At 51.5% G+C, this 25,975-nt stretch carries 30 protein-coding genes; 17 read left to right on the top strand and 13 right to left on the bottom strand.

The window, feature by feature from the left end:
- Positions 1-1,248 (bottom strand): efflux RND transporter periplasmic adaptor subunit, encoded by a 1,248-nt coding sequence (locus METH11B_RS0102685; RefSeq protein WP_026600666.1) that lies wholly within the window; start codon positions 1,246-1,248, stop codon positions 1-3.
- 107 nt (positions 1,249-1,355) lie between these two features.
- Between METH11B_RS0102685 and METH11B_RS0102690 the strand changes: the two genes are divergently transcribed.
- Together METH11B_RS0102690 and METH11B_RS0102695 are read left to right on the top strand one after the other, a co-directional pair.
- A complete protein-coding gene (locus METH11B_RS0102690; RefSeq protein WP_036275561.1) occupies positions 1,356-1,973 on the top strand; it encodes a TetR/AcrR family transcriptional regulator in 618 nt (205 codons plus the stop codon).
- Positions 1,974-2,142: 169 nt separating this feature from the next.
- The gene (locus METH11B_RS0102695; protein ID WP_036276711.1) at positions 2,143-2,670 is read left to right on the top strand and encodes an SRPBCC family protein; all 528 of its coding nucleotides are present in this window, start codon (positions 2,143-2,145) and stop codon (positions 2,668-2,670) included.
- A gap of 147 nt (positions 2,671-2,817) precedes the next feature.
- Here METH11B_RS0102695 and METH11B_RS0102700 read toward each other — a convergent pair whose 3' ends face one another.
- Genes METH11B_RS0102700 through METH11B_RS0102710 form a run of 3 tightly spaced genes read right to left on the bottom strand, consistent with a single transcriptional unit; the run spans position 2,818 to position 4,575 of the window.
- A complete protein-coding gene (locus METH11B_RS0102700; RefSeq protein ID WP_026600669.1) occupies positions 2,818-3,129 on the bottom strand; it encodes a YdhR family protein in 312 nt (103 codons plus the stop codon).
- A 44-nt stretch (positions 3,130-3,173) separates the two neighbouring features.
- Complete coding sequence (locus METH11B_RS0102705; protein ID WP_026600670.1) at positions 3,174-3,908, bottom strand: SDR family NAD(P)-dependent oxidoreductase; 735 nt, start codon at positions 3,906-3,908, stop codon at positions 3,174-3,176.
- A 10-nt stretch (positions 3,909-3,918) separates the two neighbouring features.
- Complete coding sequence (locus tag METH11B_RS0102710) at positions 3,919-4,575, bottom strand: DUF938 domain-containing protein (protein ID WP_026600671.1); 657 nt, start codon at positions 4,573-4,575, stop codon at positions 3,919-3,921.
- Positions 4,576-4,793: 218 nt separating this feature from the next.
- On the opposite strand from METH11B_RS0102710, the gene METH11B_RS0102715 reads away from it, so the two are divergent.
- Complete coding sequence (locus tag METH11B_RS0102715) at positions 4,794-6,344, top strand: sigma 54-interacting transcriptional regulator (protein ID WP_026600672.1); 1,551 nt, start codon at positions 4,794-4,796, stop codon at positions 6,342-6,344.
- Between the two features lie 396 nt (positions 6,345-6,740).
- On the opposite strand, the gene METH11B_RS0102720 is transcribed toward METH11B_RS0102715, so the two are convergent.
- Positions 6,741-7,394, bottom strand: coding sequence for a response regulator (locus METH11B_RS0102720; RefSeq protein WP_026600673.1), 654 nt, complete (start codon positions 7,392-7,394; stop codon positions 6,741-6,743).
- A 501-nt stretch (positions 7,395-7,895) separates the two neighbouring features.
- Between METH11B_RS0102720 and METH11B_RS0102735 the strand changes: the two genes are divergently transcribed.
- The 11 genes from METH11B_RS0102735 (at position 7,896) to METH11B_RS0102790 (ending at position 18,210) form a co-directional block, all read left to right on the top strand.
- A complete protein-coding gene (locus METH11B_RS0102735; RefSeq protein WP_026600675.1) occupies positions 7,896-9,704 on the top strand; it encodes a methanol/ethanol family PQQ-dependent dehydrogenase in 1,809 nt (602 codons plus the stop codon).
- Positions 9,705-9,932: 228 nt separating this feature from the next.
- On the top strand, positions 9,933-10,775 hold the full coding sequence (moxJ, locus tag METH11B_RS0102740) for a methanol oxidation system protein MoxJ (protein WP_026600676.1): 843 nt from the start codon (positions 9,933-9,935) through the stop codon (positions 10,773-10,775).
- 16 nt (positions 10,776-10,791) lie between these two features.
- Complete coding sequence (gene moxG / locus METH11B_RS0102745) at positions 10,792-11,268, top strand: cytochrome c(L), periplasmic (protein ID WP_051426989.1); 477 nt, start codon at positions 10,792-10,794, stop codon at positions 11,266-11,268.
- A 158-nt stretch (positions 11,269-11,426) separates the two neighbouring features.
- Positions 11,427-11,708 carry a methanol dehydrogenase gene (locus METH11B_RS0102750; protein WP_026600678.1) on the top strand — a complete coding sequence of 94 codons (282 nt, stop codon included), beginning with the start codon at positions 11,427-11,429 and terminating at the stop codon, positions 11,706-11,708.
- Positions 11,709-12,273: 565 nt separating this feature from the next.
- A complete protein-coding gene (locus METH11B_RS0102760; RefSeq protein ID WP_036276716.1) occupies positions 12,274-13,293 on the top strand; it encodes an AAA family ATPase in 1,020 nt (339 codons plus the stop codon).
- Between the two features lie 6 nt (positions 13,294-13,299).
- Positions 13,300-13,926 (top strand): hypothetical protein, encoded by a 627-nt coding sequence (locus tag METH11B_RS0102765; RefSeq protein WP_026600681.1) that lies wholly within the window; start codon positions 13,300-13,302, stop codon positions 13,924-13,926.
- An 18-nt stretch (positions 13,927-13,944) separates the two neighbouring features.
- On the top strand, positions 13,945-14,799 hold the full coding sequence (locus METH11B_RS0102770; RefSeq protein WP_026600682.1) for a DUF58 domain-containing protein: 855 nt from the start codon (positions 13,945-13,947) through the stop codon (positions 14,797-14,799).
- On the top strand, positions 14,799-15,716 hold the full coding sequence (locus METH11B_RS0102775; protein WP_026600683.1) for a hypothetical protein: 918 nt from the start codon (positions 14,799-14,801) through the stop codon (positions 15,714-15,716). Before METH11B_RS0102770 ends, METH11B_RS0102775 begins: the two co-directional genes overlap by 1 nt.
- A complete protein-coding gene (locus METH11B_RS0102780; RefSeq protein WP_026600684.1) occupies positions 15,713-16,696 on the top strand; it encodes a vWA domain-containing protein in 984 nt (327 codons plus the stop codon). The genes METH11B_RS0102775 and METH11B_RS0102780 overlap by 4 nt, the downstream gene beginning before the upstream one ends.
- Positions 16,693-17,256, top strand: a complete 564-nt coding sequence (locus METH11B_RS0102785) for an MxaK protein (protein WP_026600685.1) — start codon at positions 16,693-16,695, stop codon at positions 17,254-17,256. The genes METH11B_RS0102780 and METH11B_RS0102785 overlap by 4 nt, the downstream gene beginning before the upstream one ends.
- A gap of 21 nt (positions 17,257-17,277) precedes the next feature.
- Positions 17,278-18,210 carry a vWA domain-containing protein gene (locus METH11B_RS0102790; RefSeq protein WP_026600686.1) on the top strand — a complete coding sequence of 311 codons (933 nt, stop codon included), beginning with the start codon at positions 17,278-17,280 and terminating at the stop codon, positions 18,208-18,210.
- Between the two features lie 177 nt (positions 18,211-18,387).
- Here METH11B_RS0102790 and METH11B_RS30105 read toward each other — a convergent pair whose 3' ends face one another.
- Together METH11B_RS30105 and METH11B_RS0102795 are read right to left on the bottom strand one after the other, a co-directional pair.
- Positions 18,388-18,519: a HepT-like ribonuclease domain-containing protein gene (locus tag METH11B_RS30105; RefSeq protein ID WP_081733739.1), complete on the bottom strand. Its 132-nt coding sequence runs from the start codon at positions 18,517-18,519 to the stop codon at positions 18,388-18,390.
- An 83-nt stretch (positions 18,520-18,602) separates the two neighbouring features.
- Positions 18,603-19,280 carry a transposase gene (locus METH11B_RS0102795; RefSeq protein ID WP_026600687.1) on the bottom strand — a complete coding sequence of 226 codons (678 nt, stop codon included), beginning with the start codon at positions 19,278-19,280 and terminating at the stop codon, positions 18,603-18,605.
- 100 nt (positions 19,281-19,380) lie between these two features.
- On the opposite strand from METH11B_RS0102795, the gene METH11B_RS27560 reads away from it, so the two are divergent.
- Positions 19,381-19,617, top strand: coding sequence for a hypothetical protein (locus METH11B_RS27560; protein ID WP_155931066.1), 237 nt, complete (start codon positions 19,381-19,383; stop codon positions 19,615-19,617).
- Positions 19,618-20,057: 440 nt separating this feature from the next.
- On the opposite strand, the gene METH11B_RS0102805 is transcribed toward METH11B_RS27560, so the two are convergent.
- A complete protein-coding gene (locus METH11B_RS0102805) occupies positions 20,058-20,354 on the bottom strand; it encodes a hypothetical protein (RefSeq protein ID WP_026600689.1) in 297 nt (98 codons plus the stop codon).
- Between the two features lie 92 nt (positions 20,355-20,446).
- Here METH11B_RS0102805 and METH11B_RS0102810 point away from each other — a divergent pair, with 92 nt between their 5' ends.
- Positions 20,447-20,626, top strand: coding sequence for a hypothetical protein (locus tag METH11B_RS0102810; RefSeq protein WP_026600690.1), 180 nt, complete (start codon positions 20,447-20,449; stop codon positions 20,624-20,626).
- A 75-nt stretch (positions 20,627-20,701) separates the two neighbouring features.
- Here METH11B_RS0102810 and METH11B_RS26080 read toward each other — a convergent pair whose 3' ends face one another.
- The 4 genes from METH11B_RS26080 to METH11B_RS0102830 all read right to left on the bottom strand — a co-directional run bounded on the left by METH11B_RS26080 (position 20,702) and on the right by METH11B_RS0102830 (position 23,171).
- On the bottom strand, positions 20,702-21,049 hold the full coding sequence (locus tag METH11B_RS26080) for a DUF2489 domain-containing protein (protein WP_036275564.1): 348 nt from the start codon (positions 21,047-21,049) through the stop codon (positions 20,702-20,704).
- A gap of 75 nt (positions 21,050-21,124) precedes the next feature.
- The gene (locus METH11B_RS0102820; protein ID WP_026600692.1) at positions 21,125-21,532 is read right to left on the bottom strand and encodes a hypothetical protein; all 408 of its coding nucleotides are present in this window, start codon (positions 21,530-21,532) and stop codon (positions 21,125-21,127) included.
- 19 nt (positions 21,533-21,551) lie between these two features.
- Positions 21,552-22,067, bottom strand: a complete 516-nt coding sequence (locus METH11B_RS0102825) for a HEAT repeat domain-containing protein (protein WP_026600693.1) — start codon at positions 22,065-22,067, stop codon at positions 21,552-21,554.
- 33 nt (positions 22,068-22,100) lie between these two features.
- The gene (locus tag METH11B_RS0102830; protein ID WP_026600694.1) at positions 22,101-23,171 is read right to left on the bottom strand and encodes an IS630 family transposase; all 1,071 of its coding nucleotides are present in this window, start codon (positions 23,169-23,171) and stop codon (positions 22,101-22,103) included.
- A 295-nt stretch (positions 23,172-23,466) separates the two neighbouring features.
- Here METH11B_RS0102830 and METH11B_RS0102835 point away from each other — a divergent pair, with 295 nt between their 5' ends.
- Positions 23,467-24,543 carry an integron integrase gene (locus tag METH11B_RS0102835; protein WP_026600695.1) on the top strand — a complete coding sequence of 359 codons (1,077 nt, stop codon included), beginning with the start codon at positions 23,467-23,469 and terminating at the stop codon, positions 24,541-24,543.
- 257 nt (positions 24,544-24,800) lie between these two features.
- Here the strand turns inward: METH11B_RS0102835 and METH11B_RS0102840 are convergent, their stop codons facing one another.
- Positions 24,801-25,973, bottom strand: a complete 1,173-nt coding sequence (locus METH11B_RS0102840) for an EAL domain-containing protein (RefSeq protein ID WP_026600696.1) — start codon at positions 25,971-25,973, stop codon at positions 24,801-24,803.
- Positions 25,974-25,975: the final 2 nt, after the last annotated feature.

Raw genomic sequence — 25,975 nt, forward strand, 5'->3', positions numbered from 1 at the left:
TTATTGCGCTCCCGGCACGGCCAAAGTGATGCGCTCCGGATTGACTTTGGCGCCGGGTTTGAGTTTTTGCACGCCTTCCACTACTACCCAATCACCGGCTTGCACGCCGCTGCGGATCACGCGCAACTCGCCGATGCGCGAGCCTGGGGTAACTTGACGGTACTCGGCTTGGTTGTCCTGGTTGATGACCCAGACAAAGCGTTGGGCCTGATCGGTGCCGACGGCGCGGTCTGGCACTAACAGGGCAGGGTACGATGCCGAGGCTTGCACCCGCAACCGCGCAAAAAAGCCTGGGCTGAGCAATTCGTCCGGATTGGCGAACACGCCGCGCAAGCTCAGCGTGCCGGTAGCGGCATCCTCGCGCGGGGCGATGTAGTCCAGTTTGCCTTGATGCGGGAAATCGGTTTCGTCGGCTACCGCCAATTCCACCGGCGTACCTTTCAAATCAGCGGAACCTTTGCCGTGTTGTTGAGCGTGACGGCGGTATTTCAGCACTGATTGTTCATCGGCATCGACGTACACGTACACCGGATCGGTGGAGACGATATTAGTCAGTAGGGTGTCGTCCGCCTTGACCAAGTTGCCGGCGGTGATCATCTCGCGGCCGACTCGCCCGCTGATTGGTGCGCGGATTTCGGTGTATTCCAGGTTTAATTTTGCGGTGTAGACGTTGGCGTCCGCAGATTCGACCGCAGCCGCCGCTTCGCGCAAGCCTTTGGTGCGCATGTCGTATTCTTCCGCGGAAATGGCTTTGGCTTTGAACAGGTTTTCGGCGCGGGTCAAATCGTTTTTTGCCAGCTCGCGTTTGGTTTTGGCGCGCTCCAGTTCGGCTTGCGCGTAATTAAGCTGGGCTTTTAGCGGTTTAGGGTCGATCTGAAACAGCAAGTCGCCTTTCTTGACTTTGGCGCCGGCGGTGAAATTGACGGTGTCCAAATAACCGCCGACACGGGCGCGGATGTCCACCGAGTTGATCGCTTCGATCCGGCCGGTATATTCGTCCCATTCGGTGGTTTCTCGGCTCAGAGGCTGCGCGATTTTTACATTGGGCGGCGGCGGTGCGGGCGATGCGCCGGCAGGTGTTCCGGCATCGCCGCAGCCAGCCGCAGCCAGTTGCAGGATGACGCCGGCCACGCCGAGCTTTAACCCACGTCGCAACGCTTGGCGATGCATTTGCCCTAGAAAATTAGCCGCTACCGGCGATGAATAGATCTGATTGTTTGCAAGCGTCATGCGCGCGTTTTTTGCCATTGCCGTACTGCCTAAATCGTCGGTTAACTGAAAATGGTAATATCTATTACCGTTTAGTCTAGGTTATCATCTTCACCCAAGTCAATTCATTTCGCGAATCACACAGCATGGTTAAATGTGGACGTCCCTGTAAGGGCGATGAGCAGCAAAGTCGAGATCGATTACTCGATGCGGCGTTGCAACTTTTCCTGGAAAACGGTTACGGCAACCTGAGTATGGAAACCATAGCCCGCGATGCGCGGGTTTCGTTACGTACGATCTACAGCCAATTCGGTGGCAAGGCCGGTTTGTTCGGCGCTTTGATCCGGCGTTGCAGCGATCAATTTATCGGTAGCCTGTCCGACGATTGCGCATTGGAAGAGGCTTTGACGAATTTCGCCCGGCAGTTTTTGTTTCGTATTACCCGTCCGGATGTATTGCGGATGCGGGCGATATTGATCGGCGAATCGCCGCGTTTTCCTGATCTGGCGACACAGTTTTATGAACAAGGACCGCGCCGGACGCTGGGATTGTTAGCGCAGTTTTTTATGCGTCAGCAACAGGCCGGCTTGATCACCGAAATGGACCCCTATTTCCTTGCCGACCAATTCATCAGCGCGGTGCGCGGCGAACGCTTACAGCGCTTACAGTTGGGTTTGGAGCCGACACCCGACGAAGCGGAGATCGAAAGATGGGTGCGTCAGTCTGTTGGTTTGTTTTTACAAGGCTGTCTGGTGGCTAGTTAACTCCTTTGATGTCTCAGGCAAGCTAAGCAGGGAGGGACGATATTTAAGGGCCGGGTTGATAGCAGGAGGCTAAATGAAGTTTCCCCAGGTCAATTCGGGGTTTATTCCCAAGGAAGGCTGGCGCTGGGCCTGGATAATAGCGGGTTTTCACCAGCCTTCGGGATCGCCCATGCGACATATTATTTTTTCACTCGGCTTTTTAATGCTTTCCTGGCAAGTTCACGCCCACGGCCCAACGCCGCAAAAAGCCAAGGAATCTGTGACTATTCAAGCGCCGCTCGCCAAGGTTTGGACCGAGTTGAAGAATTTCGACGATATTGGCAACTGGCATACCGACTTAAAAAAGAGCACGGGTGACGGCAAGAATCAGTCCGGCGGTCTGCGTACTTTGACTTTTCAAAACGATGAAAGCATCACTGAAGAACTGGATTATTACAACGAAGCTGAACACGAATACAGCTATCGGTTGAAGTCCGAAAATACTAAAGCGTTTCCCACCAGCTCGCACACCGTCGATGTTAAAGTCGCGGCTGGGGAGACTGTCGATAGCAGTGTGGTGACTGTCAAAAGCCGCTTCTACCGTGGCGATACCGGCAACACGCCGCCGGACAATTTGAATGACGAAGCGGCAGTTAAAGCGATGACGCAGTTTTTCAAAAATGGCTTGAATGGCTTGAAAGCGAAGTTGGAGAAATAAGGGTTTGGAAAATCTTGCATTTCCGATGCGGGCACTTCGACTGGCCTATTGCTTAGCATCGGTGAGCAAAGCAATAGGAATCCAAACGACTTAAAAAATTAAGCCAATAGCTGGGCTGCAAAAGCGCCGAATCAATCAAAACGCTGCTCAGGTCCCCGGATAGAACGGTGAAAACATACCGATGTTGGCGTCTTGGGTGATGTCACCGTCAAACAGTTTTACCGACAAGTTGCCGTTGACCTGTTTGGTAAACGGCAGCAACAACCCGTCGATATAGTTTTGGGCATTTTCTATGGAATCGAATTCATAAAAGCCGCCGACTGTTTTATTGTTAACCCCGCTTAACCAGGTTTTCGATTTCAAGCCTGGATACTTTTTCATCTCGACGTTGATAGGTTGCCAATCGATTTGATCGAAAGGAATGGCTACTTGAAATTCCGCGTACAAAAATGTTTTCATCAGTCAATCTCTGCAAGTCATTGAGTTTTAGCCGGTTGAAGTTATCAAAACGGCTCTTTAAAAGGTCTTAAATCCAGCTCATGCGTCCAGGCGCTGGGGTGTTGTTGGTGAACCGCCCAATAGGTTTGGGCGATGGCCTCCAACTGCAGCAAGCCGTCATCACCTTTCGACGCCACAAAGTTCGCAAATTGGCTTCGCGCCCGTTCCCCGTCAATCACACCGTCAATAATGGTATGCACGACGTGCACCCCCTGCGGCCCAAATTCGCGCGCCATGCCTTGTGCCAAAGCCCGTAAGCCGGCTTTGGCAGTGGCAAACGCAGTGAAAGGTGGTCTGGCCCGCATTGAGGCTGTCGCACCGGTAAAAATTAGGGTGCCGGACTTTTGTTTCTGCATGATAGTCAGAACTTGTTGCCCGAACAAAAATGCCCCGTAACAGTTTTGCCGCCACAAGCGGGTAAACAGTTCGCTATCGGTTTCCAACAGCGGCGCTGAGATATTGCTGTCTACATTGTAAACAGCAATACTCAGCGAATAGGCTTGTGCGCGTAGCGAAGCAAACAGCTGCTCGACATCCTGATCAAGGCTGGCATCGGCCACCACTGCGGTAACCTGGCCGCCTTTTTGGATAATTTGGTCGGAAACCACACTGAGTTTGCTGGCGCTGCGACCGGCAATAAACACATGCAGGCCTTGTGCTGCAAAATGTGTTGCCAGCGCGGCTCCCAATCCTCGCACTGGTCCCACGCCCATTACCACGGCTGCACTCACTTCGCTCATTGCATATTCCTTAGGCTTTTCTACCAAAAATCAGCGAGAAATTATTCGCAGGCATGTCGATTTGTTCTTTCAATTCCATGCCATGTTTTTCGGCGGCTTTTCGTAAATCGGCGACGTCTTTCAAGCCCCATTCCGGTACCTCATAAGACGATAGGGTGCTGTGGAATTCGGCATTAGAATCGGTAGTAAAGGTGCCTTCGACTTTGAATGGACCGTAAATCAACAAAATGCCCGATTCGTTCAGCAAATGCGACGCACATTCCATCATGCCGTCTGCAATCGAAATCGGCGCGACCTGGAAAATATTGATACAGAAAATCGCGTCGAAGCTGCCTTTGTCGCCAGGGTTGAACCAGGTGTCTGGATCGGTTAAATCCAGATGCACCGGGTCGGCGATGTTGTCGTTGCCGTGGTCGCCGGTTAATTTTTTGATGTTATCGAATACTTCCTGATCTTTATCCGTCGGATGAAAGTGCAAGTGATCGAAATGCGGTGCGAAAAAATTGATATGCATGCCGCTGCCGGTGGCCATTTCCAAAACTCGGCCTTTGTCTTTGGGGAGTTTTTCTTTTAACACGCCCAATATCGGTTCGCGGTTGCGATTGCCGGCCCAGGCCACGTATTCGCTCAGCGGGTGCGGGTTCAATGGCGGTTTGTTGTCACTCATGATGGTCTCCTGGAAAGATTATTATCGTTAAGCCAGTGTCACTCCCTGGCGGTAAAAGCCGCTTACGGCGGTTTTCATCAGTATTTGAGCAATCCGTGGGCCAACATTAAAAAGCGCTTACTCACTATAAAAATCAAATGCTTATAAAAATGCTATGGGTAGCGTAGTGAATCTATGCTTCAATATGTGAAGCTTAATTTCATTTTTTTCAGGCCTTTATGAGCGGACACGATTTCTCCCAGATTTCACCGGTGTTTTTCCTGCAAACCTTCATTCTGGAGCTGATGCACGCCTGCGAACAGGAGGGCGGCAATTATTGCGAATCGCTGATCGAGCGGATTGCCAAGAGTGCAGGGTTGTATTTCGAGCAAACCTATCGAGATGAATATCAACGCCAAGGCGAGTTGGGCAATGAAGAATATATCGATTTGATTCTGGCCCTAAAGAACCATATCGGCGGTAACTTTTCCTTGGCCTCGGTCGAAGCGGGCACCATCACCGTAGTGAATAGCCGCTGTCCATTCGGTGATGGTGTGACCAATTTTCCGGAGCTGTGCCGCATGACCTCCAGCGTGTTTGGCGGGATTGCCGCGCGTAATTTTGGCTACGCTAAGGTGGAAATTCGCCAGAGTATCGCCAAGCAAAACGGCGGTTGTGAAGTCTGTATTCACACCCGCCGTGATGCGGCTATCGACAAGCCAGGCCTGGAATATCGGCGCGAAGACCAACCAGAAGAAAAACAGGAAATGGCGGCGTTGCATTCGCGCATAGAGGAACGGATGCGCAGCGTCTGGTGGAGTTTGCCAAAACAACATGCCGCCAAACCGGCCCCAGCCATCATCGCTAAGTCGCCGGCGATGCAAAAAGTATTACAGCAGGTGGAAGTGATCGCCCCGACCAAAGCCACGGTGTTGATCAACGGCGAAACCGGCGTGGGTAAGGAATTGATTGCCAGGGCGATACACGCGATGAGCGACCGCGGTCACAAACCGTTCGTGGCGATCAACTGCGGGGCGATTCCGGAAAGCCTGATCGAAAGCGCGCTATTCGGCCACGAAAAAGGCGCATTTACTGGCGCTATCGAAGTGCATCAAGGTTTCTTCGAGCGCGCCGAGGGTGGCACTTTGTTTCTGGACGAAGTGGATGCCTTGTCGCCCGCCGCGCAAACCCGCTTGCTGCGAGTGATTCAGGAAGGCGAGATGGAACGGGTCGGCGGCAAACACACCTTGCATGTCGATGTGCGGATAGTGTCTGCCAGTAATCGCTCCTTGGAGGAGCACGTCGAGCAGGGCTCGTTTCGGCAGGATTTGTTTTATCGTCTGAACGTGGTGCGGCTATGGATACCGCCGTTGGCGCAACGCCCGGAAGACTTGCCACATTTGGTGCAGTTGATGCTGAAGCGGTTGAACGAAAAATACACGAAAAACGTGCAGTCGGTGAACCGCGAGGTGATGGGCCAAATCCGCGCCTATGCCTGGCCCGGAAATGTGCGCGAGCTGGAAAATACCCTGGAGCGTAGCGTATTGTTCTGCAAAGGTAACGAATTGACCCGTCTGGAGTTGGATCAAAAACCGCTTGCCACGACAAGCAACGACTGGAACGTCCACAAGCAAAATCTACTAAGTGATGCCGAACAAGCGTTTCTGACGCAAGCCATGCAAAGCCATCGCGGCGACGTCAAACAAGTTGCCGCCGCCATGGGGATGACTTCGCGTGCTGTATACGGCAAACTGAAAAAGTATGGGCTAAATGCCGGCCAATTTAGATAGCCAAGTCCGGCCTTTAGTCGATTGGCAGAGTCTAAGGACCAAGTCGAAAATTTCGTCAAATCTGAGGAAATTGTGAATATTCGACGAAGACAGTCGAACTAGACAAACCCTTTTTTTGGCAAGCAGCTGCGCGCATTTTTAATGCTTTTAGAGCGAATCATGGATACCACTTGCTATCGCGGCATGCCGAATTCATCGGTGCCTTTATCGAGGCGCTATATCAAAATCCAACGCTAATGTTTGTTGCTATGGCAGGTGTAACGCCAGCGGCTGGGCTATGGTGGTATAAAGCGAATAACAGAATCCAATAGTCTGAGGCCGCGTCGAGTAGCTCAAGGAAACTAGGCATCCAAAGCCTTTAAGAAATTGCTTCCCTATTTGGTGAGCATTATCAGCTTAGGAGCTGGTCTTGATAATGCCTTGTCGACCGGCCAATAAAGTCAGCTCCGACATGGTTTTCACGCTCAATTTTTCCTTGATTGCAGTGCTGTGATTGCACACGGTTTTATAGCTCAAACATAATTTATCTGCCGCGTCGCGGGTGCTTAGGCCATTGGCCAGCAGGCAAAAAATATCGAATTCACGCGGTGACAACGACTTAACTTTATAGGCCTCATCCTGGCCGATAGCCATATTCACCGCTAATTGCTGCGCCAGAGCCGGCTCGATATACGTGCCGCCTTCGGCGAGCGTGCAGACTGCCGTTACCAAGGTGTCGGGCTCGTTATTCTTGGTGATATACCCCTTAGCGCCGGCTTTGATCGCTCTGGTCACATATACCAGCTCGTTATGAATGCTGAATACCAAGATCTTGCAGCTGGGGTAACGGACTAATAAGCGCCGCACCGATTCCAAACCGCCCAAGCCGGGCATCGATAAATCCATCACCACCACATCCGGCGTTTGCTTGTCATACACCTGGCAGGCGGTCTCGCCTCTATCGGCTTCGTAGACGGCGCCTATCCGTTCCGACAGCGATAAATAAGTCTTGTAACCGGCTCTGACTACCGCATGGTCGTCTACTAATAAAACGCTGATTTTATTCGCCACTAAATACGTGTCCTGCTTTGTTGAGTGGAAGAGCAAGAAACGCCCTCGGCAGAGCCGGTGCTATCCCTGGCCGGCGTTTCTTGCCCTGCCATGATGCCGATTTTTATGCCGGGAAACCATGGGAGCTTTTCCCGTTTTGCCGCGGAGTGCGGCTGCGCCGTACCGGGAAAACTTCCAGGACTTTTTTCGCTGAATTCCCAGGCTATTCGTGGATTATTCCGTAACGCCCGATAGGTCGCCTTCTTTACCATTTGCGCCAGCATGGCCCGGTAGGTCTAAGTCAATATTGTGTGCGACTTGATCGAGATTGCTGATGTGAAAAGTGAAGGAGATTTCTGCCACAAAGCAAAATCTCGCGTCACGGATTGACGCCAAAATTAAGCGCAGCTTGTGATTGATTTTGCCCGGAAATGCCGATGGCGTATCCGCTTTTAACGGAAGGCTCCCCTAACCAACCGATTTGCCGGGCCATGCAACCTAATAAACAACATAGGAGGATTCATGCAAATTTCACGGTTTGCCAAGCAGGTATCGACCACGGCGTTAGTAACGGCTGCGGCCTTGGCCGTGTCGCAATCGGCGCAAGCGAATAAAGAATTGGAACAAATGTCAAAGCAAAACACCAACTGGGTGATGCAGACCAAAGACTACAGTTCGACACATTTCAGCGAGTTGATCGACATCAATGCCAACAACGTCAAGAACCTGAAAGTGGCATGGTCATTTTCCACGGGCGTACTAAATGGTCATGAAGGCGGTCCATTGGTCGTTGACGGCATTATGTACGTGCACACTCCTTATCCTAACAACGTGTTTGCACTGGATTTGAACAATCCGGACAAGATTTTTTGGCAATTTAAGCCCAAGCAAAATCCCGCCGCACGCGCCGTGGCCTGCTGCGACGTCGTCAACCGCGGCTTGGCTTATGCGCCGGCAGGCAAGGATTACCCCGCCACGATCTTCTTGAATCAGCTGGACGGTCATATCGTCGCGCTGAACGCCAAGACTGGTGAGGTGTTATGGAAAATGGAGAACTCCGATATAGCGATGGGTTCGACCTTGACCATGGCGCCGTTCGTCGTCAAGGACAAAGTCATCGTCGGTTCCGCCGGAGCCGAGCTGGGTGTGCGCGGTTACGCTACAGCCTATAACATCAAGGATGGTAAACAAGCTTGGCGGGTATACGCGACCGGTCCCGACGAGGACTTGAAACTGGCTAGAGACTTTAATAGCGCCAATCCGCATTACGGTCAGTTTGGCTTGGGACAAAAAACCTGGGAAGGCGACGCCTGGAAAATCGGTGGCGGCACCAACTGGGGTTGGTACGCTTACGATAGCGACCTGGAAATGCTGTACTACGGTTCCGGCAACCCCGCACCCTGGAACGAAACCATGCGTCCCGGCGATAACAAATGGACTATGACCATCTGGGGTCGCGACGTCAACACCGGCGAAGCTAAATTCGGCTACCAAAAAACGCCGCACGATGAATGGGATTATGCCGGTGTTAACTACATGGGCTTGTCCGAGCAGGTGGTCAACGGTAAAAAAACCAAGCTGTTGACCCACCCTGATCGTAACGGTCTGGTCTACACCTTGAATCGTGAGAACGGTGATCTGGTGAACGCGTTCAAAATCGACGATACCGTCAACTGGGTGAAAAAAGTCGATTTACAAACCGGTTTGCCGATCCGTGACCCGGAATATTCGACACACATGGACCACCAAGCCACCGGCATCTGTCCGTCGGCGATGGGATACCACAACCAGGGCATCGAATCCTACGATCCGAACAAGCAATTGTTCTTCATGGGTACCAACCACATTTGCATGGACTGGGAACCGTTCATGTTGCCATACCGGGCAGGCCAGTTTTTCGTGGGCGCGACTTTGAACATGTATCCGGGTCCGAAAGGCACTTTGGGGCAAGTTAAAGCCATGAACTCGGTTACCGGCAAAATGGAGTGGGAAGTTCAGGAGAAATTCGCGGTGTGGGGTGGCACAACCGCAACAGCAGGCGACTTGGTGTTCTACGGCACTCTGGACGGCTACATCAAAGCCCGTCATTCCAAAACCGGCGAAGAGTTATGGAAGTTTAAATTGCCTTCCGGCGTTATTGGCCATCCGATCACTTATAAACACAACAACAAACAGTATGTTGCGATTTATTACGGTGTAGGCGGCTGGCCGGGTGTAGGTTTGGTATTCGATTTGGCCGATCCGACAGCTGGTCTGGGTGCGGTAGGTGCGTTTAAAGAGTTGGCGCATTACACGCAAATGGGCGGCGGCGTGATGGTGTTCGCGCTGTAATTTCGGCGCATCGTTCCCATGCTGGAGCGGCTCTATCATTAAGTTAAGGGAAAGCCCCTTCTCCTTCCGGGAGAAGGTTGGGATGAGGGGGTGAAAAAAAGCCTTTTTCCTTATTTATTTCCCTCACCCTAACCCTCTCCCAAGGGGAGAGGGGACCATACTAACTTAACTGAATGGCAGTGATGCTGGCGTGTGGGAACCATATCCTAAGTTATTTGAAGAATTCTTATGAAAGAAACGACACGCATTTTTACCGCGTTGGCTTTAGGTTTGGGTTTTGTTACGGCCCACGCCGAGCAGCCTACGCTGAAAGTCTGCACGGCCGAAAACGAAATGCCTTACTCCAATAAAACCGGCGATGGCTTTGAAAACAAGCTGGCGCAGTATGTGGCCGAACAACTGGGTCGCAAACTGGAAACTGTGACCTGGACTGATCCAAGATACTTCATCCGCGATTATGTCGATAAAGGCTTGTGCGATGTGGTGATGGGCGTCGATCAGGGCGATCCACGTTTATCCACCACCGCGCCCTATTATCGCTCCGGCTATGTGTTTATCAGCCGCAGCGACGATAAGCTGGACTTGCAGAACTGGGATAGCGAAGCGCTACGCAAAGCCAAACGTATTGCTTTTATGCCGGGTACGCCCGCCGAAACCATGCTGCGGGCGATTGGGCGCTACAACGATATGTTCAATTATCAGCAAGAGTTGGCTGGCTTTAAATCCAAACGTAACCAGTATGTCAAATACGAGAATGACAAGCTGGTGAACGAGGTGACGACCGGCAAGGCCGAGATAGCCATCTTGTGGGGGCCGGCGGCGGCACGCTATGTCAAAGCGTCCGCTACGCCGTTGACCATGACGGTGATTCCCGACAACAACAAGCGGGCCGATGGCGAAAAGGTTGGCTTCCATTACAGCACATCCATTGGCGTACGTAAGGGCGATACCGCTTTGTTGGCGCAGTTGAACAAAATCATTAAAGACCAACAGGACGAAATCGAAGAACTGCTGGAAGCGGATGGCATTCCGCTTTTGGATCAACCCGATGCCGCTCTGTCCATGAACTAATAGGAAACATTCGATAATGAAATTTACAACAGTTTTGAGCGGAGCAATGCTGACTCTGACAGCGCTGGCAATACCTACCGCCCAAGCGGATATTACCTTGCGTCACGCCTTGACCGGTGAAACGCTGGATCTGAGTTTTGCCAAGAAAGGCGGCAATACAGACAAGTTCAAGCAATTTATGCAAACCGGTAAAAACCCTTACAACGGCGACGCCGAGGCGGTCAAGAAAGGCGAAAGCCTTTACATGACCGGCTGTTCCGGCTGCCACGGTCACGAGGCCGAAGGCAAACTGGGGCCAGGGCTGGCCGACGACTACTGGACTTATCCGCGCAATGCCACCGACGTGGGCTTGTTCGAGGTACTGTTCGGCGGGGCCAACGGTATGATGGGGCCGCAGTACGTCACTTTCAGCACCGACGACATGTTGCACATCATGGCTTTCATTCGCCATATCTATAAAGGCGATCCGAAGAAAGCCGATTGGTTGAAATAAACGCCCTCACCCTAGCCCTCTCCCGGAGGGAGAGGGAATCAAGCCACTCTACAGCTAACTCCAGGCGGCTTGAGTTTGCCTTGGAAGTAGGTATTGAACCCTCTCCCCAGGGGAGAGGGCAGGGTGAGGGTTATCCAACAATTTATCAGGAGATCAACATGAACAAATTAGTAATGTTAGGCGCGTTATTGCTGGCTCTGGGGCTATCAGGCGCGGCAAAAGCCTATGACGGTACAAAATGTAAAGAAGCGGGCAACTGCTGGGAGCCGAAACCGGGTTATCCGGCGCAAGTGGCCGGCAGCAAATACGACCCTAAACACGATCCGAACGAATTGAACAAACAGGCCCAATCGATCAAGGAAATGGAAGCGCGCAATGCCAAGCGGACCGAGACCATGGCGAAAACCGGCAAGTTTGTTTACGACGTGGAAGGTCAATAGTTATTGGGCTAAATCAATCGGTAGGTCATGGTGCGCATAGCGCTCCCTGGCAGTTGCCTGGAAAATCGAACCCTTAGGATGCCGCCAAGGATGGTGGTAACTAATAATTCGGATGGAATCGGAAATTATTTCGCCAAAGCGACAACAAGGGAGTACGCGGAGCATCGGCGCGCTAGACAAATGCAAGCTGTTTAAAAACTTCGCGAGTGCAGTAGCCTTTAACCTAAAAAGAGCAGTTGGGGCGTGTTGTAGGCCGTTCGTGCTGAGCCAAGTCGAAGCATGGATGGCCTACAACACACTTACCCGCCGGGTGATTGAAAAATCCCGCTCGCCCTTCGACAAAGCTCAGGACGAACGGGATTTTTCGAGGCTCAACTGCTCTTTTTAGGTTTAAACAGTTTTAAGATAAAACCTCACGGCTCCGGGCAGTTGCGATGCCAATTAGTTAAGTTGTCTGCCGGCACTCGCTGCCGGAATGGCGAGTGTTTCTTAACTAGGCGGTATTGGGACCAATCCCTGGAGTTCTTTTGCGATATTGGCTTTAATCAACAGCGCTCAATTAGCTATGACAAGCAAGCAAACTCTCAGCGACTGGCGCGCCAGTGCGTTGCGGATGGAACAACAAATCAACCATGTCGTCGTCGGTCAACAAGCGGCGGTACGCAACCTTTTGATAGCGGTATTCGCCCGCGGCCATGTGTTATTGGAAGGCCAGGTTGGGGTCGGAAAAACCACCCTATTAAGAGCTATCGCTCAAGGCTTGGGTGGTCAATACCAACGCATCGAAGGCACTATCGACCTGATGCCCGCCGATCTGATTTATTACACCTACCTAAACAGCGAGGGTAGGCCCTGCGTCGATCCCGGCCCTTTGTTAAAGCAGGGCGAGCAGCTATCGGTATTTTTCTTTAACGAAATCAATCGCGCCCGCCCGCAAGTACATTCGCTGTTATTGCGGGTGATGGCCGAGCGCAGCATCGGCGCATTCAACCGCGAATACCGGATGCCGCATATCCAAGTGTTCGCCGACCGCAACCGGGTGGAAAAGGAAGAAACCTTCGAACTGCCGGCCGCCGCCCGCGACCGGTTTTTCATGGAAATCAATATCGACACTCCCAGCGACGATGCAGTGCTGGACGATTTGATGTTCAACCCGCGTTACCACGATGTCGATACCCTGATCGACGAAATGGCCGCCAGTCAGATTCCGTATTATCAGCTCAACGATTGGGCCGCCGCAATTCAGCAAAGCATCCAGCCCACACCGGCTTTGCGCCAGTATGCGCTGGACCTATGGAAAGCCACCGCTGATCCGCGCGCCTTCGGCATCAAGTTAAGCGATGTGGAAATGGATCAACTACTACAGGCCGGCGCCAGTCCACGCGGTATCAGCTATTTGATCCGCGCTGCCAAAGTTAGGGCTTGGCTGGAGGATCGCGACAGCCTGCTGCCGGAAGATTTACAGGCTGTCTATGCGGTGACCATGTCGCACCGGATATTTCTAAATCCGATGTACGCCTATCGCAAAGACGAGCTGATTCCCACCTTGATAGACAGCATCCTCAACCAAATCGCCGCACCGTAATACCCTATGAATATTAAAGCGACTCTGCACGCCACGCTGCCGCATGCCGGCCTTGGCCACTTATTGGAAACCTATTTGACCTGGTCCGGCGTCGGCTTTATCTGCTCGTTTATCGCTAGCAGTCTGGATAAACATTCGGACGTGCCGTATGCCGCGTATTACACCAGCGCGCTGAACGACGCGGTGGGTTTTAAGTTCTGGATTTTATTAGCGGTGGTTGGCACCTTGCTGTTTTGTCTCAGTCTACCGGTGTTATATCTATCGCTGCATTTTCCGGCCTTGACCGAGTTTAGCCGGCGCTTGCGGCGGTTTACCTATACCTTTTTTCTGGTGGCCTTCGACGAGGGCGGTTTGATGATCGGCATTTTGACGGCCAATTTTATCGATACCAGTGATCGCATATCGCTGTTGGCGAACAAATCGTTTCTGTTCAGCGATGTCGGTTTTTTCACAATCCTGGCTTTATGCCTGTTGAACTCCCAGCTGTGGCTATTCGGCGAAGCCATCCATAGCCGCAATGCGCAAACTTATTCGGGCGTGGTAGCTTTACTGATGAAGGTGCCGCTGAAGTTTTCCATTCCGGGATACCTCATCGTGACGGCGGTGCTGGCCAATTTGGTCGTCAGCCAATAACAAAAGCACGCTAAGCCGATGTCTGCCAACACCCAACCCTTTCAATACCGCCTGCCGCGCCCGGTAGTCGGGGTGTTCCCCGGCGCGCATCCCGGACAAATGGTCGGCAACGGCCAATTGTTCAAGCGCCATGACACCTTGATCGCCCGTCCGGATCCCAGACGCATCGATTTGCGGGCCAGTCTGCTTGACCCGTTCGGCCAATATCAAGTGCGGGTGCAGCAGCAAAATAGCGCGGTCGATGTGTTTTTGCTCGCCGATTTTTCGGCGTCCATGGGTTTCTCGGGCGGCAACGACAAGCGCTGTGTACTAGCAGATATGCTGCTATCCATTGCCGCTTCGGCCTTGGAGTACGGTGATAATTTCGGCTTTATCGCTTGTAATCAGCAAGTTTTAACCGACTGCTATTTGCCGGCAGGTAAACATATGGGGCGGATTCAATCTCTGGCCGAACGTCTGCAAAAGCTGGTATTCCAGCCGGGATCGGAGGGTTTGCTGCAAGCCCAACGCTATCTACCCAATCACCGAGCCTTGGTATTTTTGGTGTCGGATTTTCATTTTCCGTTGCCGCAGTTGCAGGCCATTTTGCAATGCCTGAGTCGTCACGATGTGATTCCGCTGGTGTTATGGGACCAATCCGAATATAGCGGGTTGCCGGATTGGGGCCTATTCCAGCTACAGGATCTGGAAACCGGTAAACGCCGTACCTTGTGGTTTCGGCCGAGTTTGAAGCGCAAGATAGAACAGGCTTTTGCGCAGCGTCGCAGCCAATTGCAACACCATTTTCGGGCGTTTGGCTGCGAGCCATTATTTATCGAAAACGGCTACCGTTCCGAACAGCTAGCACAATATTTTTTAAGGCGGGTAGGGTGATGCAGGCGCTGCAGCGGATTCGCCTCTATGTGGCATCGGCAATGGTAGCGATACTGTTGTCAGCCTGTTCCGGCACGTCCAACCAGGCGTTACGGGATTTTCAACTGCAAACGCCGCGCCCGTTCGGCTATGTAATCGGCGATACCATACGCCACCGGATCTTGATCGAAACCCGCTCAGGTATGGCCCTCGAACGCAGCAGTTTGCCTGCGCAAGGCCGACTGAATCGTTGGTTACAACTTAACGAGATCAATGTCACCGAGCAAGACAGCGGCGGCGGCAAGTACTACCAAATCGATTTGCTGTATCAGCAATTTTATGCGCCGCTGGAAGTGAAGGAGCTGAGCATACCCGGCTTTAGCTTACGCTTTCAGCAACACGGGCAAACCCTGGAGCAGCCGGTAGCGGCCTGGCGCTTTACCGTTGCGCCATTGCGGGAACTGGTGGTCAGGCAGGATCAGCACGGTGAATATATGCGCCCGGACCAAGCACCACCGCTGTTGGACGACCAAGCAATTGTTAAACGCTTATTAATGGCTTTGACCGTGGCTGTGGGTATCGCTTTACGCTTAGCCTGGCTCTACGGATATTTGCCGGGACTACCTAAACGCAGCGTATTCAAGCGTGCGCAGCGTAAGTTGCGAAACCTTGGCCTGCAACAATTGCCGCAAGCGCTCAGCGCGGTACATGCGGCGTTTAACGGTTTGCACGGCAAGCCGGTGTTCTTGCATAAACTGGCCGATTTTTATCATAGCCATCCGGAATATCGCAGCATTGCCGATGAATTGGCCTGGTTTTTCGACTATTCCAACCGTTACTTCTTCGGCGATGCTTCCTCCACGCCACAAGAAAGCGATCTGCAAAGAATCAAAACCCTATGCCTGCACTGCCGGGAAATCGAGCGAGGCAGCCGATGAATTTAGGCTTGGAGTATCCGTGGGCCTTACTGGGTCTATTGCTCTGTTTGTTGCCGATGTTCAGGGTGGGCGCGGTCGCCAATGCCTATCCCTGGCTGGCTATTCTGCCGCCCGATCCGTTGTCGTTAGCCATCAGCGGTTTGATCCGCTTGCTGGGTGTGCTGGCGATAGGCGGATTGACGCTGGGCTTGGCCGGGGCTTATCTGCAAGAACAGCAGGTGGAGCGCATCGGCCACGGCGCGCATATCGTCATGCTGTTGGATCGCAGTAACAGCATGGACAACACCTTTGCCGGCAAGGCGCCGGAAACCCAGGGCGAGGAATCCAAAGCCAGCGCCGCTCGGCGTTTATTGAATGAGTTTGTGGATCGCCGCGAGCACGATTTGATCGGCATCGCCGAATACAGTACGTCGCCGCTATTCGTGCTGCCGCTGACCGAAAATAAAGCCGCCATTCATGCCGCGATAGATGCCACCGCTCTGCCGGCCTTGGCTTATACCAACGTCAGCAAGGGCTTGAGCATGGCCTTGGAATTCTTCGATAGCCGCCCGGTGACCGGTTCGCGAATCGTGTTGTTGGTCTCGGACGGTGCTGCGGTGATCGATCCGGACAGCGAAGCGGCCTTGCGCGAGTTGTTCAAACAACGTCAAGTCAGTTTGTACTGGGTATTCCTGCGTACCGCCAACAGCCACGGCTTGTTCGAAATACCCGACGACCCGCGCGACGACAATGCTCAGGCCATGCCGGAACGTTATCTGCATCTGTTTTTTAATAGCCTGCATATCCCGTATCAGGCCTACGAAGCCGAAACGCCCGGTGCCATGCAACAGGCGGTAGCCGACATCAACCGCCTGGAAAATCGGCCCTTGCATTACTTCGAACGAATACCCAAGCAGGATTTATCCACACGTTGTTATGCCTGGGCCGCGGCCATGTTGCTGTTATTGCTGGGCGTGAAACTGTGCGAGGCCAGACTGTGATTCGTAAACTAAAACATTGGGCGCTGTGGGCCGCACTGGCGATAGCTATATTGGTGACGCTGACCCAATTACTGCAACTATATGGGCTGGCCGGGCAAAATCGGTTGATCGGCCAATTGCTGGCTGACAAGGATGTCGGCGCCGAAGAATTGGCAACCGCGGCCCCGGAAGTACGGTTGGCCAGGGCAGGGTATCTCAGCCAACACCAACGCTACGACGAAGCCTTGGCGACGCTGAACCTGTTGTTGCAGCAATCCGGCCCAAATTTGCAAATGCAAACTCGTTACAACCTGGGCAATCTCTATCTACGCCAAGCCATGGATAAAGCCCAGAGTGGTAATATCAACGACGCGATGCCTTTGCTGGGTCTGGCTAAACAAGCCTACCGGGAAGCCTTGACACTGGACAGCGAATTTTGGGATGCCAAATACAATCTGGAAGTAGCGATGCGGCTGCTGCCGGAAATGGACAGAATTAGCAGCGGCGATGATAAGGACGATCTTAGCCAAAAGACCCAGCTGTGGACCACTTTGCCGGGCTTTCCGCGTGGCTTGCCTTAATACCTGCAGGGTCGAATTCGTATGACCATTGCCCAAAATCTCAGGGATTTCCGGTTCTGGCTACTCGCTGCGGCTTTGCTGTGCTTGTCGGTGGTGTTCTTTCATCCGCAAACCAGGGCGCAAGTGTCGCTGTATCGGTTGGTGTTCATCGTCGATATCACCCGCAGCATGAACACCGAGGATTACCAGCTGGATAAACAGCCGCTTGGTCGCTTGCAGTACGTCAAGTATGCCCTGCGTCAGGAATTGCTGAAACTGCCTTGCGGCTCGCAAGTCGGCTTGGGGGTGTTTACCGAGCGCCGTTCGACTTTACTGTTCGAACCGATCGAAGTCTGCTCGGGGTTTGCCGAGATCGATGCTGCAATTGCGGCGCTGGATTGGCGCATGGCCTGGGCTGCCGACAGCCGCATCGCCAGCGGCTTACTAAACACCTTGGAGATGCTGAAAGACAAAGATCGGACCTTGGTATTTTTCAGCGACGGCCAGGAAGCGCCACCGCCCAATCCACGCTATAAGCCCGATCTATCGGCCGTCAAGGATCAAGTAAAAGGCGTAATCGTCGGTGTCGGCGGAGACCAACTCTCACCCATCCCCAAGTTTGATGCTAAAGGCCAGCGCCAAGGTTTTTATAAACCCGACGATGTGCCGCACCGTTCTTCCTTTGGCGAATCGGATTTGAATCCGGAGAAGATACAGGGTTACAACGCCCGTAACGCCCCATTCGGTAGCGAGGCAGCGACCGGCGACGAACACATGAGCCGGTTGCACGAAAGCTATCTGCGTCAGCTCGCCGCTGAGAGCGGTTTGCAGTATTGGCGCTTGACCGATGTCGGCAGCTTGGATCAGGCACTGCAACAAGCCGAGTTTGCCAAGCCTAGCCAGCGACAAGTCGATATCGGTTGGCGGTACGCCGGCTTGGCTCTACTGCTGTTGGCAGCGATGTATGTCAAATAAATTAGTCGTCAAATACAGCACACGTCGAAAGGAGAGAAGGGTTCAGAGAAAAGAAGGCAGGTCTTTCAATTAAACATACCTGAAAGCCTTTGCTATATTTCAAGACCTGACCCCCCTTGTTCGGCATTTATTCATTCTGCCTCAATTATCCTGCGTAATAAAATCTACTGTATGCGCTTACCTTATGGGTTTGGTTGTTCCATTATTTTTTTTGAGTGCTTGTTGCAATGTATCGAGATGGGTTTGCACTGTTTCCCAGACCATCACAGAATCAACGCCCAAATACTCATGTGCTAAAACATTGCGCATACCGGCAATTTCTCACCAAGGCATATTAGGTTGTTCCGCCAACAAGGTTTCAATACCCGGAAAATATGGGGTCAGGTCTCGAATTAAGAATCACTGTCGTGCCTGACGATCACACTTACTGTAATGGGATGCAGATTAAAATGCGCTCCAATTTCTCGCTGACTATAAACTCCAGTGGCATACGCTGTTTTTATGGCTGTATTCCTATCAATTGCTTGCCGCTCGATTTCGAATAACGACTTGGCTATTCCCCGCTTTTGTTTTTTTGGAATATCCCAAGCCTGTTTGTCGAATTCAAAGTCCTGTTGAACCTTTGCTACAAATTCCTCATCACCCAGATAAATCTGATTCTTTAAATTATGCCAAATTTCAATAGTCTGCTGCATGCCATCCTGCAAAAACACGCGATAACGCTGTTCTGCTGCGGCTCGATTCTCGCCGAATTGGGACAATATCCAGTCCGTTGTCAGCCAGTCAGCTATTTCTACTTGACCGGTCATCGCAAGGTAACTGCTCCACGGCCAGTCTTCAAGTTTTCGCCCCATGCCCGCTCTGGCAGGATTAAGCACAACGTAGCGAGCCAATTCCAGAAGGTTGCTTTCTTTGTCCACCAGAATGGCTTTATAACGACCTTGGAATAAATGCCCCGTCCGCCCGTGGCGGCGATTGCTGGTTTGAGTGTACACGCCGTTCAATTGCCGCATCCCTTTGGAGAGATTGCCCTCAAGGGTTTCTACTATCAAATGGTAATGGTTTGTCATCAGACAATATCCTCAACTACGAACCCGAGCTTACCTCGAGTTTCCATACTTAGTCGCGACGCATGGGCTAAAGGAATATTATCAGGAGTGCATTGCACTCTTGGAAAAAACCAAAACCCGATTAATGTTTCCCGTGGATTACTTTATTTGGAACGCTACGTGTGCAATCTTGCTGCAAAACGAAGGAAACATCTCTGAAGCTCGGCAGTATGCAAAGGTAGCGCTTGAAGCAGCAGCGCAGGAAAAATCAGGATTTCGCTACCATCCCACGGTAGGATTAGTCGGAGATAAGTATGAACAAACAAAAAAGAGCCTGGTTGGGCTTACAAACGCATAACACTTCGCTCCACCCGACCAAAAACCGCTACGCGGTTTTCGTCGGGTGAGCTGGGCGTTAGGCCTCAGAACCCACCCATGAGTCTCCTCCAGCGACTCCTTCCAAAGCGCCTTCTTCCCGGCATTCTCAGTGAGGCTGACGGTTTCGTTGACCTTGACCTCCCTCTCAATCGAATCTCAGGCACGGACGCGATGCCTGTCTATGAATGTCATGGCCGCATCAGAAGACAACAGGGTCGGGTCTCGAATTAAGAACTCCCAGTTTTGAGCTACAGTTAACGCCATGACCAGGCCTCTTAGACTTGAATTTCCAAACGCGCTCTACCACATCACTTCCCGCGTTGATCGGCGAGAAGATATCTACTAAGACGCAGAAGACAGGCTTATTTTTCTGAGCCTGCTGGGCAAGGTTGTTTCTGATTTCAATTGGCTTTGTCACGGCTACTCTACTTCCCTAGCGAGAGCAGATTGATACGCTTGGATTGCTTGATTCAATTGGTCTAGCGATAAATGCGCTCTGGCCTTATCAAGCCAAGCTTGTGCGTAGTCGAAGTGCACACCAAGGGCAAAGTACTGTTCGAGCAGTTGTAAAGTTATTTCTGGTTGGGAGTCGGCAAGTATGCTGGCTTGAATGCGCAAGTATTGACTTTTATCACGTGCACGCTTTAGCTTGGCCGTGAAAGCGGCTTCGATATCTCCATCCCATTTTTTGTTTCGATACCAGTCGTGACGGCTCATTTTAGTAACGTATAACGCTTAGCTCAGGCGCGTAGCGTTAGCGGAGTCGCCTGGAGCGTTGGGTTATACATTTATTTAGAGGATTTGAAATTATGAGCGAACGATGGGTTGTGCATATTATCGGGCCTGACGATGTAATAGATCAGCCAAACGAATTAACAGCATTACGCGAAGCAAACGGCATAAATAAGGCATTGCTGACGCTTGAGCGAACAGAAAATACTCCGTTTGTAATGGCGGTTGTAAAAGAAGCCAAAACAGAAGATGTATAACGTAGAGCTAACCGGCGCTGCGCGGCTTTATCGCGCAGCGTCCAGCGACCGAAGGGAGCGAGGTTGAGCGCCAGGTTAGCCATGGCTGAACCGAGCAACGAGTTTTGCGCATGCTTCAGGGGCAAAGGACTCTGCCCACTTCTGTGTCTTTTCAAGTTCCGGCTCCAAACAAGCTAGCGCATCTGGCGCCCACAAATGACGCTGAGCTTCCAATGGTAGGTGATCGGTCTCTGACTCGATAACAACAAAGGCGTTGAAGTCCTTGTCGTGATCCCCGATGCCGCCGACTTGAGATTTGAGGCGAAGCACTTGAACTGCGCCCTCAACAAACGGAAGCTCTCCCGACAGCATTGAGCGCACGGTGGCCACAAGTAATTTCCTTGCTTCGGCTTCAGCCTCATTAAGGGGTGGACGGTCATTCATAATGGCTAACGTTCGACGTAAGGGACAGCCACAAGTGGGCGAAGCCCGCTTGTGGCTGTCCCCTTGACGGAGGGGTTAGGCGTCGCCCTTTTGCCAGAGGACATGCATGTCGCCGTCAACGAAACCGATGCCAACGCCAAGAGAGCTTCGGAGTACTTTCGATCTGGCGCCGTTTGCAATGTACTCAGCGATCATAGTTTTGCTCGTTGTGACCCACTCTTGCCACTCGGAACCTGCAACCGAGAAGGGAATCTCGAAGATTTCTTCTCCAGTTGTGAAGGTCTCGGTGCCCGGCCAGTAGTCTCGCTCAGGTACTTCTCCGGCATGGAAAGATGCCGTGCCCATTAGTTGCACGTGAACTGACGTTTCACCCTCGTAGAGATTAAAGTGGAACGCGACGGTCGCTTCCGGCATAGGTTGCGACAGGGATCGATCAGCCCACTCGAAGAATTGCTGGCTAACTGTGGCGATAGTGGTGCTCATTCGACGCCTAACGTCTGAATTAACCGGCTGGCGTAGCCAGTCCGGGTTGAATGATGGGTTGGGCGGCAACGCGCTGAGTAATGCTCGCGATGGCCTGTTCCGCTGACAACTTAACATCACGCTTTCGAGACTTTAAACCACGCTCAATCGCTGGAATTGCGCGCGCACTGCCAATACGATTGAGTGTTGAATGGCAGTAGACCATATCATGGGCATCCTCGGTTCGTTGGAGCAGTTCCAAAAGCTTCTCTTCTGCCTGCTGCGAGGATGTGTTTTTCAATGCGCTAATGGCCGAATAGCGGACAAGCCAACGGTCATCGGTCAACAGTTCGAATATGGGGGAAAGATCGACTTCATTTCCAATCGGTATCTCAGCGAGTAGATCTAGCAAAGTCGACAATGCGTATTTATCGCGCTCTGAACGAATGATCCTAATTAATATCTCGGCACAATCGCTATTTGTTTTGTTTTTCCCGATGTTTCCGATGATGAAGTAGGCGGCTTTTCGTTGATCTTTGGTCGTTTTTCCAGCCAAGAAATCTTGCAGTTCGTCTACTAATTCTAGTGTTTAATTGCATAAATTTACGATAGTATTGCGTAGCTGTGAGCCTTTGACCTCGCGTTTGCGCCAGACAAAGGGGCTAGCATTATTATTGTAGGCAGCAACGAAATCTTTGATGGCTTGTTTCAATTGCTCGACGCTATTGAAGCTTGCACCTCGTAATGTCTTTCGTGACAAAATTCCAAACCAAATTTCCACTTGATTCAGCCAACTGGCAGAGGTTGGCGTGAAGTGAAAATTGACATTGGGATGCGTCGCAAGCCACTCTTCATTTTTCTTATGCGTACAATAGTTATCAAGAATGACATGTATCTCTCGATCAACAGGGACATCCGCTACCACCTCATCAAGGAATTCTTGAAAGTCTGGCCGTTTCTTGGTGACTGTGGTTTTGGATTGGATAACGCCAGTTGCGACATTTAATGCAGCAAAAAGATTGAGAGTGCCATGTCGCTTATAAGTGCTTTTCAAGCCGCGAACGATCTGGCCGCTGCTGGTATAAACATAACCGCTGGGTCTTTCTATAGCTTGAATAGAAGGTTTTTCGTCGATAGAAATAACCAAAGCGTTTTGCGGCGGATTAAGATATAAGCCAATAATATCAGCCGATTTCAGGGCAAACTCAGGGTCAGTACTGACACACCAGGAGCGATGACGCTGGAGTTGGATGCCTTCTTTGCGCAATATGCGCCAGACGGTATCATCAGACACGCCGAGTATTTGCGCCAGAGATGCTCCATCCCATGTTGCTTGACCCGCCGGTGGCGGCTGCTCTAGCCGCATAAGAAGTTGGTTGCGTAATTCTGTTGCCGGTTGTCGTGGTGGCTTCCCAGTTCTCGGCATATCTCGCAACCCTTTTATGCCGTTAACTGCAAACCGTTTGCGCCAGATAGCCACTGTACCGGGCCTAATATCAAGCTCAGCAGCAACTTCGTCATTCCGCTTACCTTCAAGACAGCCCATCACAATCTTGGCGCGTTCTACCATTCGAATTTCATCAGTCCTGCTTTTGATTAAACGCTCCAGTTCTTTTCGGTCTTGATCTGAACAACTGATCGATACAGCCACTCGTGCCATTTCCTGCTCCGATTGATACAAATAACGGAGTCATTATATTAACGTCGTGTAATTATGCAATTAAGCACTAGATCGCTCAGCTTCTCTGCGGCCCTATGAGCATGCCATGAAATCGATTCTGTTGAGTTGACTGCTGGCTCGGAGACGCACATGCGTCTGATCAGGTCAAAAAGCTCTTCTCGCACATGCTTCTCCTATGACGCCCAACTATTGATTATCAAGCAAATCTGCCCGATAAGTTGATATTACCGGTCTTTTCAGGCGCTTTTGTCCTGATAACTCCCAAACCGGGCAAATGTGCCTTGATAATCTGATATTAGCCATAAATTCGGGCAACTTTGCCTATATAATATTTTTTCGCCTCACTATAGCTGTTAACACTTTTACGTCAAGTTCAAAATCGCCGACCTTGCTGGAAGATGTGCGCCGCGTCATGCGGCTCAAGCATTATTCGCTGCATACCGAACGTACGTATTCCGAGTGGATCAAGCAGTTCGTGAAGTTTCATCAACTGAATGAACGAGCTGGGCTGTTTGAAAACAGCGAGGCCAAAATCGAAGCGTTTTTAAGTTATCTGGCTACGGAACGACAGGTGGCTTCTGCCACCCAAAATCAGGCGATGAATGCATTGGTGTTTTTATACAAACAGGTGCTGAATATGCCGCTGACCCAGCGCATCGAGGGTATCCGCTCCAAAACCAGTCGCCGTGTGCCGGTGGTGTTGACCATAGACGAGGTCAAGCAGGTTTTGCCGCGCGTGGAAGGCGTGGCGCAATTGGTGGTCAAGCTTTTATACGGCAGTGGTTTGCGGATTACTGAGGCGGTGCGGTTACGGGTGCAGGATGTCGATTACGGCTATAAGCAGATTACCGTCCGTTCCGGAAAAGGCGATAAGGACAGGGTCACCACGTTTTCTACAACCTTGATGCCTTTATTGCAAAATCATTTGGAAAAGGTAAAGGCGATTCACGATCAGGATTTGGTCAATGGTTTTGGTGCTGTGTATTTGCCAAATGCGCTGGCGAAGAAGTACCCCAATGCCGAACGGGAATGGGGTTGGCAATATGTGTTTCCGGCGCGTTCCTTATCGGTCGATCCTTTGTCGGGTGTGACGCGACGGCATCATATCGATCAATCGCTGGTAAATAAGGCCATCAAAGCGGCGGTTGGGCAGGCGGGTATTAGCAAACGGGTATCCGCACATACCTTTCGGCATTCTTTTGCCACACATCTGTTACAACGTGGTACGGATATTCGAACCATTCAGGCGTTACTGGGGCATAGTGAGTTGGAAACGACGATGATTTATACCCATGTTTTGAATCAAGGTGGGCAGGGCGTCATCAGTCCGCTGGATGATTTGGCTATTTGATTGGTCAGTGCGACGATTTAGGAGAAAACTTGAACACTATTTTCGATTTAGCCGAGCGCTGCTTGTTCGGAGAGGAGAATAGGGTCAGATCTTGCAATCATGCAACTATGAAAGACCTTGGTATATTTTAAGACCTGTCCCATTGGATTCGAAAATTGGGAAGTTTTAAATCAGTTCAAAGCCACGCCAGTAATGGCGTTGAAAAAACTCCTGTGGGATTTTGGCGGTTTGTTTGAATGTACCCGATGTAAGGTAAATCAATCGCCCACAACAGTATCCACCAACAAAATCCGCTCGCTATCCAGGCGTAAAGACAGGGTTTTACACAGCAAGCTGGTTTCAAAATCCATATAGCGTTCAGAGGTGACGACCCGATTGCGGTCACCGCAATTTTCCAAAGCCAGCAACTGAAAGAAATAAGGCCGCCAAGACCAGTTAAAGCCGATTTTGCGCGGATCGGTAAACCACTGGTTTTCTTTGAAATTAAAGTCCGGCGAAATCTGGTCGCCCTGGTTGTTGCAAAGATAAAAACGAATTACACCGCTATCGGTAAAATTCCAGCTGACCAGTTCGTTCAGGTTGAAATCGTCCTGCAGGGTTTCGGCAAGCTTGTAAATCAAGGTCTTGGTGGTGTTAATGGCGCTGACCTTCTTTTGCACCTTGACCAGCGTGTTTTTCAAAAATTTAGTGCGCAATGAAGCGATATGTTGTTCGTAAAGCTCGGCCTGCTGAAAATCGGCTTCGGCTTTGGCAAACAAAAACCCCTGCATGAATTGCGCACCGCAGTTCAAACTAAATAAAAACGCTTCGTCCGATTCCACGCCTTCGCAAATGATCCGGCAGCCGGTGCGTTTGCCCAGACGCGAAATCATATGAATGATGTCGCCGGCGATGCCGCCCTTGGTGGCGAGTTTGAACAGCCGCATATCGATTTTGATGATGTCGGGTTGAATCGCGATCACCCGTTCCAGTTGCGAGGCGCCGGCGCCGAAATCGCCGATAGCCACGCTCAAGCCGTGTTTACGGTAGCGCTGCACGATTTGTTTTAATTTCTGCGGATCGACATGCGCATTGGAAATTTCCACGATGATGCGCCGCCTGTCGATATTCAGCTCGTCCAACATGCGTAGCGTGGGCAGAGTATTCAATTGGCGCAGATTTTCTATCCAGGCCGCGGAAATATTCAGCGCCAGATAGCTTTGCGTATCGGCTAAGGCCGAGAATTTTTCCAGGGCTTGCCAGCGCACCTGTCTGTCTAGTTCGATACGGGTTTTGGCATCGACATCGGCGGAAGAGAATAGGGCGCCGGCGGACACGACTTTGCCTTTGCCGTCGTATTGGCGGGCCAGGGCTTCGTAGCCGACGATTTTGCCGCTGGCCACCGAAATGATGGGTTGGAAATATGGAAATAACTGTGTTTTAGCTTGCATCG

Origin of the sequence: Methylomonas sp. 11b (assembly GCF_000515215.1) — a bacterium.
GTDB lineage: Bacteria > Pseudomonadota > Gammaproteobacteria > Methylococcales > Methylomonadaceae > Methylomonas.